The following is a 15,386-nucleotide window of genomic DNA, read 5'->3' as shown; positions in this document are numbered from 1 at the left end:
GCTCAGGCTCCCAGCAGACTTTGGCCGCACACGCGTACGACTTGGCCGTTGACGCCGCCCGAAGCCGGGTGCGCCAGCCAGGCGATGGTTTCGGCCACATCGATGGGCTGCCCGCCCTGGCTCATGGAATTCATGCGCCGCCCTGCTTCGCGAATCATCAACGGGATCTTTGCGGTCATCTGGGTCTCGATAAACCCCGGCGCCACCGCATTCACCGTCACCTGCTGCTTGGCCGCGCGGGGCGCGAGGCCTTGCACCAGGCCGATCACGCCGGCCTTGGAGGTGGCGTAGTTGCCTTGGCCGAGGTTGCCGGCAATGCCGGAAATCGATGACACGCACACGATGCGACCACTGGGGTTAAGGCCCTGGTTGTCCAGCAAGGCGTTGCTCAGGTGCACCGGCGCGTCGAGGTTGACCGCCAGCACGCTGCGCCACGCCGCTTCGGGCATCTTGGCGATGGTCTTGTCGCGAGTAATGCCTGCGTTGTGCACCACCACATCGAACGCGCCGTACTGGCTGACATGCGCAAGCAAAGACGAGGCGGCCTCAGGCGCAGTGATGTCCAACGGCAACGCAGAACCACCGACGCTGGCGGCGGCCTGTTCCAACGATTGCTGAGCCTGGGGCACGTCCACGCACACCACATCGGCGCCCTCACGGGCCAACACCTGGGCGATGGCCAGACCTATGCCACGGGACGCGCCGGTGACCAGGGCACGTCGGCCAGCGAAGGGCTTTTCCCCGTTGACGCCAGGATTGCCGTCCACCGGTTTGTCCAGCCGTACCACTTGCCCCGACACATAGGCCGAACGGCGCGACAGGAAGAAACCCAGGCTGCTGTCCAGCGCATCTTCGGCGCCCGGCGCCACATACAGCAGTTGCACGGTGATCGCCCGGCGCAGCTCCTTGGCCAGCGAACGCACCAGGCCTTCGAGGGCACGCTGGGCGATGGCCTGGGGCAAGTCCTGGCAATGTTCCGGCGCGGTGCCGAGCACCACCACGCGGCCGTGTTGGCCGAGGCGTTTGGCATTGGCGTGGAAAAATTCGTACAGCTCATCCAGCTGTTTCAGGTCGACCACAGCGCTGGCATCAAACACCGCGCCCTGCACCTTGCCCGTCGAGGGCGCCTTGAGCGTCGCCGGGGTGGCGGCGACGGTATCGGTGCTGCTGAAGAAGCGTTGCACCTGAGCCGTCAGGCGCCCTGCCCCGGCGATAATCACCGGGTTGGCCAAGCCTGGTTGACCGCTGCGATGGCGCTGAAGCGGCAGCGGTTGCGGCAAGCCGACCGCCTGGGCCAGGCGCCGGCCCCAAGGGGAATTGACGAACGATAGGTAGCTGTCACTCATAGATAGATCCACTCACAACACGGGCCGCAGTGGGAGGGAGCTTGCCCCGCCCACGCAGACCGCGATTTTTCTAGTTGACCGAGGCGTTTTCGCCTTGGCTGGTGCGACGTTTGGGGGCCGGTTCCAGCGCCTGCTTGCGCTGCTGCAACGCCTCCAGCAAACCGAAGTCCTGAGGGAAGTCATCCACCTGGATACCATGGTCGGCGTATTCCACATAACGGCCGAGCAAGGCGTCTTCGTCGTCGCTGATCAAGTCCAGCGCCCTGGCCTTGACGCGCCAGGAGGTGAAGGCTGTGGCAGAGATCGGCATCGGTTCGAGCACGCCCTGCTTGATCGCAGGCTTGAGTCGGGCCTCGATCAATTCCACTTGTGGCAGCAGACGGAAGCCCAACTCGCCGTACGCCAGCTTGTCGATTTCCGGCCGTGGAATGTAGGAATTGGCCAGCAACCGGTCGCGGGTTTCACCCGGTGTCTGCACCACATCGGCCACCTGGGCCAGCAGGCGATCCGAGGGCTTGCGCAGCGGGATGCCGAACGGGAATGTCAGGCCACGCACCACGGCGGCGGCGGCTTTCGAAGGGTAGTTAGCCAGCACTTCAGCGAGGGCTTCATGGGCACGCAACAGCGCGTCCTGGGCCGACCAATGCACCAGCGGCAGGTCTGCCTGGGGCCGGCCATCATCCTCGAAGCGCTTGAGCACGCAGGACAAGATGTACAGCTGCGACAGAATATCCCCCAGACGCCCGGTGATACTTTCCTTGCGCTTGAGGGCGCCCCCCAGCACGCCCATGGAAATGTCCGAGATCAACGCCAACACCACCGACAGACGATTGGCTTGGCGGTAGTAGGTCGCCAGCGCGGGCTCGGTCTTGGCCGGTGCGGAAATCAGTCGCCCGCCAGTCAGCGAATGCACCACCGCACGTACGGTGTTGGCCAGCACGAAACTCACGTGGCCGAACATCGCCGTGTCGAAGTCTTCCAGCGCCTTGCGCCGGTCCGGGTTGCGTGCTGCTTCCATCTCGCGGAACACATAGGGATGGCAACGGATCAGGCCCTGGCCAAAGATGATCAGGCAGCGGGTCATGATGTTCGCGCCTTCCACCGTAATGGCGATGGGGCTTTGCTGATAGGCGCGGGCCAGGAAGTTGTTGGGCCCCATGCAGATGCCCTTGCCGGCGACGATGTCCATGCCGTCATTGACGATGATGCGTGCGCGCTCGGTGACGTGGTATTTGGCGATGGCCGAAATCACCGATGGTTTCTCGCCGGCATCCAGGGAGGCCACCGACACCTTGCGCACCGCATCGCAGGCATACAAATGCCCAGCCATGCGCGCCAGCGGTGCCTGCACCCCTTCGAACTTGCCGATGGGCAGGCCGAACTGCTTGCGCATCGCGGCATACGCCGTGGTACCGCGCACCGCAACCTTGCCCAGGCCGACGTTGGCCGACGGCAACGAAATGGCGCGGCCAGCGGCCAGACATTCCATCAGCATGCGCCAGCCATTGCCGACTTGTTCGCGGCCGCCGATCACCCATTCCAGTGGGATGAATACGTCCTTGCCGGTGGTCGGGCCGTTCTGGAACACGGCGTTAAGCGGCCAGTGACGACGACCGCTGTTCACGCCGGGATGGGACGTCGGGATCAGCGCGCAGGTGATGCCCAGCGAACCTTTCGCGCCCAGCAAGCCGTCCGGATCTTCGGCGCGAAACGCCAGGCCCAGCACCGTGGCAATCGGGCCGAGGGTGATGTAGCGCTTGTCCCAGGTCACTTTGAAGCCCAGCACTTCCTCGCCCTCATGCACGCCTTTGCAGACGATGCCCAAATCGGGAATGGCCCCGGCATCCGAGCCGGCATACGGGCTGGTGAGCGCAAAACACGGGATGTCTTCACCACGGGCCAGGCGCGGCAGGTAGTAATTGCGCTGGGCATCGGTGCCGTAATGCAGCAGGAGTTCGGCTGGGCCAAGGGAGTTGGGCACCATCACCGAAATCGCCGCCGCCGAGCAGCGCGTCGACAGCTTCATCACCACTTGCGAATGCGCATAGTGGGAGAAGCCTTTGCCGCCGTACTGCTTGGGAATGATCATGCCGAGGAAACCGGCGTCCTTGGTGTACTGCCAGCCTTCGGGGGACATGTCCTGCCAGACCTGGGTGGTTTCCCAGTCGTTGGCGATGTCACAAAGGGTTTCCACTTCGTTGTCGAGGAAGGCTTGCTCCTCGGCGCTCAGGCTCGCCGGCGCGGCTTGCAGCAGGCGCTGCCAGTCGGGTTTGCCGCTGAACAGCTCGGCGTCCCACCACACGGTGCCGGACTCGATAGCCGCACGCTCGGTGTCGGACATGGCCGGCATGATCGTGCGAAACAGGCCAAGGGGCTTGCTGGTGAGCAGGGTACGGCGCAGGGGTTTGATCGTCATCAACAGCGCAGGTGCTATCACCAGCAGCGCCGCGACGGTAAGGCCGAACGCAGCCACCACATTGAGCAGATAACCCAGTGCCAGCCAGACCAGGCCTACGCCCAGCCACAACGCGGCGGCAGCTTGTCGATACGCCAGGGCAATCGCTGCTGCGACACCCACCAATAACCAGATAACCATGGGGATACCTCTACTCGATTCAGGGTACGGCTACGACGCGCCAGCTCGTAAATGGGCTGACACGTAAAGCCACACTACAAACTTGGAAAAGCAAATTCAAATTTTGTTTTGAAATTTTTATTTAATACTTGGGCGAAAAAATAGCGGCTGAACGGGTCAGCCTGATCAATCAACAACTGAGGACGAACGACTGGGTGAAGGCAACAAGATGCGCTTGGTGCCCTCTTCCATCGCCCTTCGTGAAACGTCAGAAAGCGTAGGTCGCCGATAGGCTCACCACATCACCTGACGACTCGGCTTTACCATTGAGGCTTGCGCCCCCAAGGCGATCGACGTTCTGGGTCTTCAGCTTGACCTCCTCTACGAACTGGTGGGAATACGCAGCGTCAAGACTCAGGCCCTTGATAGCTTTCACCTCGTAACCGGCGCCCAACGACAGGAAGGTCCGATCACCGTCTGGAATCCGCGGGTCACGGGTCGAGTTACGGGTAGGTGTCTGGTCCAGGGCCACACCGGCGCGCAACGTCAACTCGTCGGTCACGCGGTAATCACCGCCAATGGAAAGCATCCAGACGTCACGATATTTATAGGGAATAGAGACAATCTCCGAGCCCCGCGACTCAAGCGTCAGGTTTTTAAACGACGACCACTTGGTCTGGACCGCACTCACACCCATGGTGAACCGGTCATTGAACTGGTGCACCCAGTCCAGGCCGATAGTGGCGGGAATGTCCAGTTGGACGCTGGCATGAGCGCCGTCGGGAAACAGTTCCAGCCCTGGATAGGCGGAGCCAACCAGCGTTCCGCTGCCAGTGAACGGATTCGTGCCCGTCATCAAGTTATTCGAGAATGCGTCTGCACGAATGGTGTATTTGCCCGTCAGCTTGTTCTTGATCTTGGCGTGATAGTTGATGCCTAACGTGTCTTTATCGGTAGGCTTCCACGTCAGGCCGGTAAACCAGCCGGTGGAAATATTGTCGACCTTGACCCGTATCAATGCATCACCGACGCCTGACGGCAAGTCGAGGTTGCCGAGGATCGGATCCTGGGAAACCGCCGCTGCCGCCAACAGATCGATGTTCTGGCTGACGAAACCCTTGGTGTGCTGAACGATCACGCCGCCACCGACAGAGAACTGATCATTCACCTTGAAGGACAGCGACCCGGTCAACCCCACGGTTTCAATCTTGGTATCGACGGCGAAATCGCGGAATTTGGAGTCCTGGTCCCACGTTGAACGCATGCCTTGAGGCACCACTTGACTCAAGCCGAACGCAAACCGATCCCCAAGCGGCATCACCATGAAGCCCGTCGGCAACCAGGCAGTGAACCCCCCTTGGCCGCCATCATTGTTATTCACCGTGGTTGCAGAGAGGTCCGGGAAACCATCAGCCCCAATCGGCGTATTGGAGGTAGGGTTACCCAGGTAATCGTTGGCCTCACCTTTGTATTTGATTTTGATGCGTGCGTAGTCGACCGTGAATTGCGCCACGTTGTGCTCGACAAACGCCATGGCCGCAGGGTTGTTGAAGGCCGAACTGGGGTCGTTCTTGAACAGCGAACCCCCCGCAAATGCACGGCCCCATCCTGGTGCGCCGAAGGTGGGTGTTGAAAAGCCGCCAGCCTGGACAGGCACGGTTACCATCACCCCGCCTATCAATGCCAGCCCCAGCAAAACCTGCACGTGTTGTTTCTTATTATTCATGCGGCACTCCTTATTATTCTCTCTGCGAGCCGGCATGACCGGTTCGTCTTGCAGCCTGGCAATCCATGAACGGGCGCCCGGTTCAGGCGCCCGTTTTTCAGCGGGTGATCAGCCCTTCGTTCTCAGCCTCGGATCAAGGCACGATGGTCAGCGCAGGGCTCGGAGTAACGCTCAGGCTGACGACGGTGCAACTGCCACTCAAGGTCTGGTTGGTGGCGGTCAATACGCCACCCGAGTACCCCACGGCAATGGTTGACGGCCCGCAATTGGAGGCTGGATACAGGATGGTGCTGGCGATGGTGTAACCCACATTCGTGACGGTGCCAGCCGCTGCCGCCGTGGCGGTCAGGGTCCAAGGCAAGCCGGTGATCTTAGGCAGCGCGCAGAGGCCGCCACCGGTGATCGACACGCCAGTGATTTTCGCAACGCCAGTGGCATCGACGTTCCCGGTAAAGGTCGCGCCGCAGTTAACCGTCGCCTGGAAGGAGGATGGCGACTTCACCGAGATCGTGCCAGGCGCGGTGAAGCTGGTGCTCACAGGAGAGATGCTGAAAGCGTTCGCCATGGAAGCAGCACCCATGCAAGCAGCCAGGGCAGTCAACGACACGAGAGTTTTAAAGCTTTTCATTGTTTTTCCTCACATGTAATGGCGAGTCATTCGCCAGGGGGTAATGGCCATGAACGAGAGGTCACGGTGAAACTGCAGAACTTCCCTTTCCAGCCAAATCTCAATTCAATTACCGCTGCACGTTATTCAACAACTTTGAAGTTCGGCGGCATCTTGATCGACACCGTCTTGATCTTGCAGTCTTCGCCAATCGGTACATTGGCGGCTTCCAACTTGCCGGTGGCGTTATCCCAGGTGCCATCCGCCGTAGAAGGCCCGCACTTGCCACCCAGGCCGAAGGCGTGAACATCAACGCTGATATTCGACATGGAACCGCTGCGGGTGTCCTTGGCGATCAATACCCACGGCAAGTTGATGGCTTCGACACGGCTGCACTTGAGGCCACCGTCGAATTCAACTTTATCGACATTCACCGAAGTACCATCCGCCGCCACCTTGCCGGCCACCTTGATGGTGCAATCGGCGCTGATCAGCGCACCTTTGGAGAAGCTGATCGGGCCTTGGGCCGTGAAGGCACTGCCAGCCGGTTCGATACGGGCGGCCTGGGCCTGGTGGTAGGCGATCAGGCCCAGCGCAGCCAATAGAATATGGGTAGTGAACTTGGCAGGTGTTTGCATGGTGTACGTCCTTCCCTTTAATTATTGTTGTTCGGGTCAAACCACTTCCTCGGGGCGATAACGTCCTGCGCGGCATGTAAGGCCCCGAGTACACAACTTACAGTTACTGCATGTCAGAACGGCGTGGCGCTGTTGCTGTACTTCTCGTTGCTGTACTTCTCCAGATACTTCAAGCGTTGTGACGGCTGAAGATTGGTCAGCGTGATATCCCCGGCATAATGATTGAGCACCCGATGATCCATGCGCCGGCGCCACAAGTAAGGCACGTACGCCCAGACAATCATGCTCGCGTAGCCATAAGGCAGTTGCGGCGACTCATCAAAATGACGCAATGACTGATAACTGCGCGTGGGGTTGGCATGGTGATCGGAATGCCGTTGCAACTGGAACAAAAAGATATTGGTGACAATCCGATTGCTGTTCCAGGAGTGACGCGGCGAACAGCGTTCATATCGACCATTGGGCAACTTCTGGCGTTTAAGGCCGTAGTGTTCGACATAGTTCACCACTTCCAGCAGCGAGAACCCGTAGATGCCCTGGACAATCAGAAACGGAATCACCGCCACTCCCAGCCAGGCAATCATCGCGCCCCACAACACCACGCTGTACATCCAGGCGCTCAGTACGCCGTTCTTCCAGTGCCAGGCCGGCAGGCCGAGTTTGCGCAGGCGCTCGCGCTCCAGGTTCCACGCCGACTGCGCACTGAACCACACCGAGCGCGGCAGAAAGGCCCAGAAGCTCTCGCCCAGGCGCGAGCTGGCCGGATCCTCCGGCGTGGCGACGCGTACGTGATGGCCACGGTTGTGTTCGGTGTAGAAGTGCCCGTAGAAGGTCGGCGCCAACGTGACCTTGGCCAGGAACACTTCCAGGGCGTTGGGCTTGTGCCCCAGTTCATGGGCGGTATTGATGGCGATGCCAGTAGCGGCGCCGGTCGACATGGCCATGCCCAGGTAGGTAAACCCACTCGGTGCGCCGTGCAGTTGCGTGCGGTCGGTGATGTAACTGGCGGCATGGACCAGCCAGTTGGAGGGGTCGAGGTTGGCGGTGGCGTGCAGCAGGCCACCCTGGATGATCCACTCGATACCGCCGGCGGCCAGCCAGCCGGTAATGATCACCGACGAGATGACGAACAGCACGCCGGTGTAGACGATCCAGCGGTAGTAGCGTTGGGTTTCAAGATGACTGACGGCGGACTCGGGCGGATTGCTCACGTCTTCGCCGAGCAGGCCGTCGATCAGCGGGATCAGGCCGAAGATCACCAGGACACCGACCCACCACAATTGCTGGACACCGGTAAGAATGGCGAGAGAGCCGGACAACAGCGGCGTGGCCAACGGCATGATGCCCAACCACCAGAGGTGGCGCTTGCCATCGGTCCACACACTTGGCGCTGCCAGAGTCTGGTTCATGGCAGCCTCCTTGGCAGGGAGGTGGAAAACAGGTTCAGGGAGCGCTGAAGGCTCCGGGAAATCAACCATGCGATAAAAGACGTTTTTTTCATTTTTATTCGCTCTTAGGCATTTCAAAAATCATTTCAAAACAAACATTGAAATATTTTTTTAAATAAATAACGCGGAATCGTTAGGTCGTCAACTACTTTTTCGAAGCCTTTTTGACGTGACCGGACAGTCTCTTTTTCCGCTGTTTGGTCAGGTCTCTAGGGCAGGCATTTGCGACATCCAGACCCGCAATCAGGGCCACGATTATTTGTTCGCCAGGGCAAAGGGCGGATGCAGGACCGTGGCCGTTTGCGCCGGACGCGCCCGCTTGGCCACCTGCAACACCGCCTCAACCACCCGCGCCGTGGCGGTGATCGGCAGCATATGGCCGCATCCTTCCACCAGTTGCAGCTTGAGGCCTGGCACTTTGTCGGCAAGGGCCTGGCCGTGCTTGCGGAAGTCCAGCACCTTGTCCCGCGCACCGTAGATCAGGCCGATGGGCAGGGTCAGTTGCGGGTAGCGCTTGAGCATGTCCGGCAGGCAGTCGTTGACCAGCGCAATCTCGCTGGAGGCGGCGTAGAAGTTGTCCGGACGCATGCCCAGCAGCCCGCCGCCCTGGGTGGCGAAATCTTCGGGGGCGGTGTCCGGCGCGAACACACCCTTGACTACCGAACGTCGGGTCAACAGACCCATGGGCACGGTGAGTGTGTGAGCGACCCAGCGTCGCAGCCACGCCGGTCGCACCGCCAGCGACCAGAACACCAGCGGCAAAGTGGGTTGGGGATGGGTCAGCGGCGCCACCAGCACCAGGCCCGAGACTGCAGAGGGATGATCCAGGGCCAGGGCCAGGGAGATCGCCCCGCCCAAGGAATGCCCCAATACCAAAGGTTTATCCAGGCCCAGCACATTGATAAACGCCGCGATTTGCCGCGCCTGGGCCGGCAGGTCTGCTGCCGTGCCTTTATGACGGGTGGAATAACCCGACCCCGGACGGTCCAGGGTGATCACCCGAAAATGCTCACGCAACTGGCCGGACAAGGCATAGGTCAGGTTGCGACTGCTGCCCATCAAGCCGTGAATCATCACCAGCGGTGGGCCTTTGCCCTCTTCTACATAATGAAAGCGCTCGCCATCGACCTCCACAAAGCGCCCGTTGATGGGGACAGCGGCTTCGATGCGCCGTGTCATCCAGGCGCTGAAGCCCCATAACACCGCACTTGCGCCCGCCGCAGCGGCAACCCACTCCACAGCCATAGCTCGGTCCTCTGCATCCCTGCTGCTGGCGACCCGACCGGAATTGGTCAAGGCCTCAGCCACCGTCCACACCCTGGATCTGAACCTCATGCATGCCGTGCTCGTCCGTCGGACAAGGGGTGCATACCAAACATGGTCCTAGCGTAGGCGATATTTTCAGGTAAATTATTTAAAATCTTTTTTAAAATAATTAATTCAATTTTCCTTTGCAATGGTGTTTTATCTAAAAGACAAAACAAAAACAGGAGCACATCCGATGCCCATCAAGGACAGCCTATGAATGCCCACAGTGAATCCATCGACATCGCCATCATCGGCTCGGGCTTCGCCGGCCTGTGTATGGCGATCAAACTCAAGGAAGCCGGGTTCACCGACTTCTTTATCGCCGAGCAGGCCGACACCCTCGGCGGCACCTGGCGGGACAACCACTACCCAGGCTGCGCCTGTGACGTGCAGTCCCATGTGTACTCGTTTTCCTTTGCGCCCAACCCGGACTGGACGCGGCAGTTCGCGCCGCAGGCGGAAATCCGCGCCTACCTGGAGCAATGCGCCAAGCGCTTCGAATTGGCGCCTTACCTGCGTTTCAACAACGGCCTTGAGCGCGCAGTGTTCGATGAACAGCAGCAACGCTGGCAATTGAGCTTCAGCAATGGCCGGCACGTGAGTGCACGGGTGCTGGTATCGGGCATGGGCGGCCTGTCGCGCCCGGCGTTACCGCAGATTCCAGGCCTGGACAGCTTCAAGGGCAAGAGCTTTCACTCGCAGCAGTGGGACCACGACTATTCCTTGAAGGGCAAGCGCGTGGCAGTGATCGGCACCGGCGCCAGTGCCATCCAGTTCGTGCCGCAGATCGCGCCGCAGGTGGCCCACCTGGACCTGTTCCAACGCACGCCGCCGTGGATCATGCCCAAGCCTGACCGGACGATTTCAGTCTTCGAACGCTCGCTGTTCAAGCACCTGCCTTTCACCCAGCGCCTGGTGCGCAGCGCCTTTTACTGGGCGCTGGAAGGTCGCGTGGTGGGCTTTGCCCTGCACCCACGGCTGATGAAGATGGTGCAGAAAATCGCCCTGCGCCATCTGCACAAACAAGTCGCCCGCCCTTCCCTGCGCAAGACCCTGACGCCGGACTACACCATCGGCTGCAAGCGCGTGCTGATCTCCAACGATTATTACCCGGCGCTGTCGCGCAGCAATGTCGAGGTGGTCACCGAGCCCGTGCTGCGCGTCGAAGCCGACGGCGTGATCACCGCTGATGGCATCAAGCACCCGGCCGATTGCCTGATCTTCGGCACCGGCTTCCAGGCCACCGATCCCCTGCCTCGGGACTGCATCATCGGGCGCGACGGGCTGGACCTGATGGACACCTGGCACGACGGCGCCCACGCCTACAAGGGCACTACGGTGCCGGGTTATCCCAACCTGTTTTTGATCGTCGGGCCCAACACCGGCCTGGGGCACAACTCGATGATCCTGATGATCGAGGCGCAGGTGACCTACATCCTCGACGCCCTCAGGCAGATGCAGCGCCAGCGCATCGCCACGGTGGACGTCAAACCGGCGGTGGAACAGGCCTACAACCGTCAACTGCAAGACCAGCTCAAGCGCACCATCTGGAATACCGGCGGTTGCCAGAGCTGGTACCTCGACCCGCGTACCGGCAAGAACACCACCCTGTGGCCCGGCTCGACATGGCGCTTCAAGCAAGTCACACGACAGTTTGCGCTCAAGGACTATGTAGTCGATCGGTTACCGCTCCATACGCCCGCCCATCCGGCAACGGCGCCCCATTCCACCGCAGAAGGCAGCCTGTCATGAAGTCATTCAACGGTCGCGTGGCGGCCATCACTGGCGCGGCATCCGGCATGGGCCGTTCATTGGCCCTGGCGCTGGCACGGGAAGGTTGCCACCTGGCACTGGCGGACAAAAACGCCTCGGGCCTGGAGCAAACTCTGACGCTGATCAAGACCTCCACCCTGTCGCCGATCACGATCACCACCCAGGTGCTGGACGTGTCCGATCGCCAGGCCATGGAACAATGGGCGGCTCGCTGCGTGGCGGAGCACGGCCGGGTCAACCTGGTGTTCAACAATGCCGGAGTGGCGCTCTCCAGCACAGTGGAAGGTGTGGACTATGCCGACCTGGAGTGGATTGTCGGCATCAACTTCTGGGGTGTGGTCCACGGCACCAAGGCATTCCTGCCTTACCTGAAGGCCAGCGGCGATGGCCATGTGATCAACACTTCCAGCGTGTTCGGCCTGTTCGCCCAACCGGGGATGAGCGGCTACAACGCCACTAAATTCGCCGTGCGTGGTTTCACCGAAGCGCTGCGCCAGGAGCTGGACCTGCAACGCTGCGGCGTGTCCGCCACCTGCGTGCACCCCGGCGGTATTCGCACCGACATCTGCCGCAGCAGCCGCATCGACGCGAACATGACCGGCTTCCTGATCCACAGCGAGCAGCAAGCCCGCGCCGATTTCGAAAAACTCTTCATCACCGATGCCGACCAGGCCGCCAAAGTCATCCTGCAAGGCGTGCGCAAAAACAAACGCCGCGTGCTGATCGGCCGCGACGCGTACTTCCTCGACCTGCTCGCCCGTTGCCTGCCCGCGGCCTATCAAGCGTTGGTGGTGTTCGCCAGCAAGCGCATGGCGCCCAAGCAACCCAGACCGGTCTTTGAAACCAACGACGAACCCCGTCTCTGAACAGGAGCACGCACTATGTTGCCTATCCGCCGCGACGTCCGTTTTGCCCTGCCCGCCGAGCGCATCACCAACTGGCACGAACAGGGCCCGTTCATCACGCATTTTTTCAATGCCCTGTCGCTGCTGTTTCCCCAGGGCGAGCTGTTTTTCATGGACAGCGTGCGCCACTACCGCCAGCGCGTAGAGGACCCGGCGCTGAAAAAAGAGATCCAGGGGTTTATCGGCCAGGAGGCCATGCACAGCCGCGAACACGTGGCCTACAACGACCTGATGCAAGCGGCAGGGCTGCCGGCGCACACCCTGGACGGTCGCCTCAAATTCATCCTCGACCTGCAGAAAAAACACTTCCCGCCGGCGTTCAATCTGGCGATTACCATAGCTCTTGAGCACTACACAGCGATGCTGGCGGAAATCCTGCTCAGCGACCCGTCACGCTTCGGCGATTCACTCAAGGGTTACCAGCAGATGTGGTACTGGCACGCCCTGGAAGAAACCGAACACAAGGCCGTGGCGTTTGACGTGTGGAATACCGTGATCAAGCCAGGGCCCAAGCGCTATCTGCTGCGCACCGGCGCCATGCTGACCACCACGGTGTTCTTCTGGCTGGTGGTGCTGGATTTCCACGTGCGCCTGTTGATCGCCGACCGCAAGGCCGGTGGGCACCTCAAAGGCTTCTGGCGCATGCTGAAATTTCTGTACGGCCCCAAAGGCGTTTTCCCACGCATGCTGCGGCCGTGGTTGCACTACTTCAAACCCGGTTTTCACCCTTGGGACCACGATAACCGCGCGCGCCTGGCGGGTATCGACGAGTTGATCGAGGACATCGAACAGACCCAGCGGGGTTACTAGACCTGCGCCAAGGTTTCACGCTCGCGCACAAAGCCTTCCAACTGATCGCCCGGCAGCGCCTTGCTGAAATACCAGCCCTGGATAATCAACTCGGGGCCGGTGTTCAGGAAGGCCAACTGCTCGGCGGTCTCAACGCCCTCCACTACCACGCCCAGGTTCAGCGCTTCGCAGAAACGCAGCATGCCGGTCAGTACCTGAGCGCCTTTGGGGTCGTGCTGGGCCACCACAAAGCTGCGGTCGATCTTGATGAAGTCCACCGGAAACTGGTGCAGGTAACTCAAGGCTGAAAACCCGGTGCCAAAGTCGTCGATATAAACCTTGGCGCCGATGGCCTGCAATTTACGGATGTTCTGGCGCGTGGCCGGGATATCGCTGATCAGCGCATCTTCGGTGATCTCCACCGATACCTGCCCGTGAGCCTGGGCGAGGATTTCCACCAGGCGCTCGCCATAGGCGGCATCGGTCAGGGTGGCGCTGGAGATATTGATGGTCATCGGCAGGGCAAAGCCGACTTTTTGCCACTTCTGGTACTGACGAACCGCCTGGGACGCCACCCACACATCCACGTCCGGCATCAAGCGCGCCTGGGCCAACCATTGCAGGAACTCCCACGGCGAATGCACCGTGCCCTGGGCATCGCGGGCGCGCATCAGCGCTTCGCAGCCGGTACACAGGCCGGTGCGGGTCGAGACCTGTGGCTGGAATTCGAGGTAGAACTCGTAGTCGCTGATCTGCTGGATATGGCTCAGCTCATTGGCCTGGCGCGCAAAGGTCTTGTGGGACACCAGCACCGGGTCCAATTCACGTAGCCGGCCTTTTTCTTCAAGGCCACGGAAGGTCATGTCCAGGGATTTCAGGTAAACCGTGCCCCCTTCGGCGGCCTGACGATGGATTGCACGTACGTAAGGCGCGTACACCAGGGTGCCCAGGGCCAGTAGCGCGACTTGCAGCACCACTGCCGCCAGATCACCGTGGGTACTCAGGTAGGCGTTGAGCAATATCGGAGAGGTGAACGGCACGCTGGCTACCGCCGGGGATACCCACCCCCACCCCACCACGGTCAGCGCTACCATTGCGTTCAACGCGGGCACCACCAGAAATGGAATGAACAAACGTGGATTGAGGATGATCGGCAGCCCAAACAGCAGGACTTCACTGACGTTGAACAGTGAGAGCGGCAGACTCGCCACAGCCAGCAGCCGCATGGACTGGCTCTTGGAAAACAGCAGGATGGCCACCAGCAAACACAACGCGCCGCCCGAGCCGCCGATAAACGCAAAACTGCCCAACAGGCCGCTGTTGAGCACATATTTAATCGGTTCACCGGCGGCCAGTGCGGTGCCGTTGAGCACCACGGCCTGGTCCAGGACGTCGAACAGCGGCTGCATGGCGTACACACCGTGAATCCCGAAAAACCACAACAGCGAGTTCATCAGGGTGACAAACAAACCGCTGCCGTAGGGCGACGCCAAGGCTTCAATCACCTGCGGCCCCTGCAACTGCGCCACATAGGGAATCTGCAGCAACAGGGAGAGCAGCGCGACCAGCGCCAGCGCGGTGATCGCTCCCGGCACGACCATATTGATCGTACCCCGCAGGTTGTGCCCTACCAGGTCTTCATTGATCAGACGGGTCCAGCGATAGCGGCACAGCCAGGCCATGGCCGGCACATTCAGCAGCGGTGAGGCAATGGCGATAAACAGAACGAACGTGGCGCAAGCGCGGGGGTATTCACGCAGGATAAAAGTCGCAATCACCACTTGGGCCAGGCACAGGAACGCCACCGGTAGCTGTGGCAGGCGGTATTGGATCGCGAGCATGTAACCGATGGAGGCCGCTACCAGCAGCGGAATCACGGAACTGATCTGATTGTGCAGCCCTGCGAAGAAGGCCACCACCTGCGGATCGAACCCCAGCACCCGCGCACATTCGGACAGGATCAGAAAACTCGCCGACACCAGCAGGCACGGCAGGATCCACAGCAGCCCTTCGCGGATTGCGCGCAACGACTCGGTGCTGGCCAAAGCGGCCAGGCGCTGGGTAAAGAAAAGTTTGAACAGCGTTTGCGCCATGACCCGTCCCTCAGCCCATCGCCGTCTGCCCCTGGAGGGCAGGACCCGAAATACCGGGGCTAACGCTACACGTCCTGGCACCGGGAGCGAAAGCCTTTTGCCATGTCTCGGCGTGAAATTTCAGCACTGGTTTCAATTGTTGGATTTTCTGGCCTGGGCCACGCCCGGAATCTGCTTC

At 60.7% G+C, this 15,386-nt stretch carries 11 protein-coding genes; 3 read left to right on the top strand and 8 right to left on the bottom strand.

What is annotated here, in order from left to right:
* Positions 1-2 precede the first annotated feature (2 nt).
* The 7 genes from EJD88_RS08550 to EJD88_RS08520 form a co-directional block, all read right to left on the bottom strand.
* Entirely contained in the window at positions 3-1,346 is a 1,344-nt protein-coding gene (locus EJD88_RS08550; protein ID WP_158877695.1) for a 3-oxoacyl-ACP reductase, read from the bottom strand.
* A 70-nt stretch (positions 1,347-1,416) separates the two neighbouring features.
* Positions 1,417-3,942 (bottom strand): acyl-CoA dehydrogenase, encoded by a 2,526-nt coding sequence (locus EJD88_RS08545; protein ID WP_158877693.1) that lies wholly within the window; start codon positions 3,940-3,942, stop codon positions 1,417-1,419.
* A gap of 247 nt (positions 3,943-4,189) precedes the next feature.
* On the bottom strand, positions 4,190-5,647 hold the full coding sequence (locus EJD88_RS08540; protein WP_099583229.1) for an outer membrane protein transport protein: 1,458 nt from the start codon (positions 5,645-5,647) through the stop codon (positions 4,190-4,192).
* 133 nt (positions 5,648-5,780) lie between these two features.
* Complete coding sequence (gene praB / locus EJD88_RS08535) at positions 5,781-6,275, bottom strand: alkane oxidation protein activator PraB (RefSeq protein WP_158877691.1); 495 nt, start codon at positions 6,273-6,275, stop codon at positions 5,781-5,783.
* 122 nt (positions 6,276-6,397) lie between these two features.
* Positions 6,398-6,892 carry an alkane oxidation protein activator PraA gene (gene praA, locus EJD88_RS08530; RefSeq protein ID WP_112195651.1) on the bottom strand — a complete coding sequence of 165 codons (495 nt, stop codon included), beginning with the start codon at positions 6,890-6,892 and terminating at the stop codon, positions 6,398-6,400.
* Between the two features lie 113 nt (positions 6,893-7,005).
* On the bottom strand, positions 7,006-8,301 hold the full coding sequence (locus EJD88_RS08525) for an alkane 1-monooxygenase (protein WP_158877689.1): 1,296 nt from the start codon (positions 8,299-8,301) through the stop codon (positions 7,006-7,008).
* 294 nt (positions 8,302-8,595) lie between these two features.
* Positions 8,596-9,585: an alpha/beta fold hydrolase gene (locus EJD88_RS08520; RefSeq protein ID WP_177411548.1), complete on the bottom strand. Its 990-nt coding sequence runs from the start codon at positions 9,583-9,585 to the stop codon at positions 8,596-8,598.
* Positions 9,586-9,861: 276 nt separating this feature from the next.
* Here EJD88_RS08520 and EJD88_RS08515 point away from each other — a divergent pair, with 276 nt between their 5' ends.
* Genes EJD88_RS08515 through EJD88_RS08505 form a run of 3 tightly spaced genes read left to right on the top strand, consistent with a single transcriptional unit; the run spans position 9,862 to position 13,136 of the window.
* Positions 9,862-11,400 carry an NAD(P)/FAD-dependent oxidoreductase gene (locus EJD88_RS08515; protein WP_158877687.1) on the top strand — a complete coding sequence of 513 codons (1,539 nt, stop codon included), beginning with the start codon at positions 9,862-9,864 and terminating at the stop codon, positions 11,398-11,400.
* A complete protein-coding gene (locus EJD88_RS08510; protein WP_099583223.1) occupies positions 11,397-12,287 on the top strand; it encodes an SDR family oxidoreductase in 891 nt (296 codons plus the stop codon). Before EJD88_RS08515 ends, EJD88_RS08510 begins: the two co-directional genes overlap by 4 nt.
* Positions 12,288-12,302: 15 nt before the next feature.
* Entirely contained in the window at positions 12,303-13,136 is an 834-nt protein-coding gene (locus tag EJD88_RS08505) for a metal-dependent hydrolase (RefSeq protein WP_112195657.1), read from the top strand.
* Here the strand turns inward: EJD88_RS08505 and EJD88_RS08500 are convergent.
* A complete protein-coding gene (locus tag EJD88_RS08500) occupies positions 13,133-15,208 on the bottom strand; it encodes a PTS sugar transporter subunit IIC/EAL domain-containing protein (RefSeq protein WP_099583221.1) in 2,076 nt (691 codons plus the stop codon). The genes EJD88_RS08505 and EJD88_RS08500 overlap by 4 nt on opposite strands.
* Positions 15,209-15,386 lie beyond the last annotated feature (178 nt).

This window comes from Pseudomonas sp. PB105, from assembly GCF_009764655.1.
Lineage (GTDB): Bacteria > Pseudomonadota > Gammaproteobacteria > Pseudomonadales > Pseudomonadaceae > Aquipseudomonas > Aquipseudomonas cyclaminis.
The sequence above is the reverse complement of the archived record's forward strand: the minus strand, read 5'-3'. Positions and strand labels throughout refer to the sequence as shown.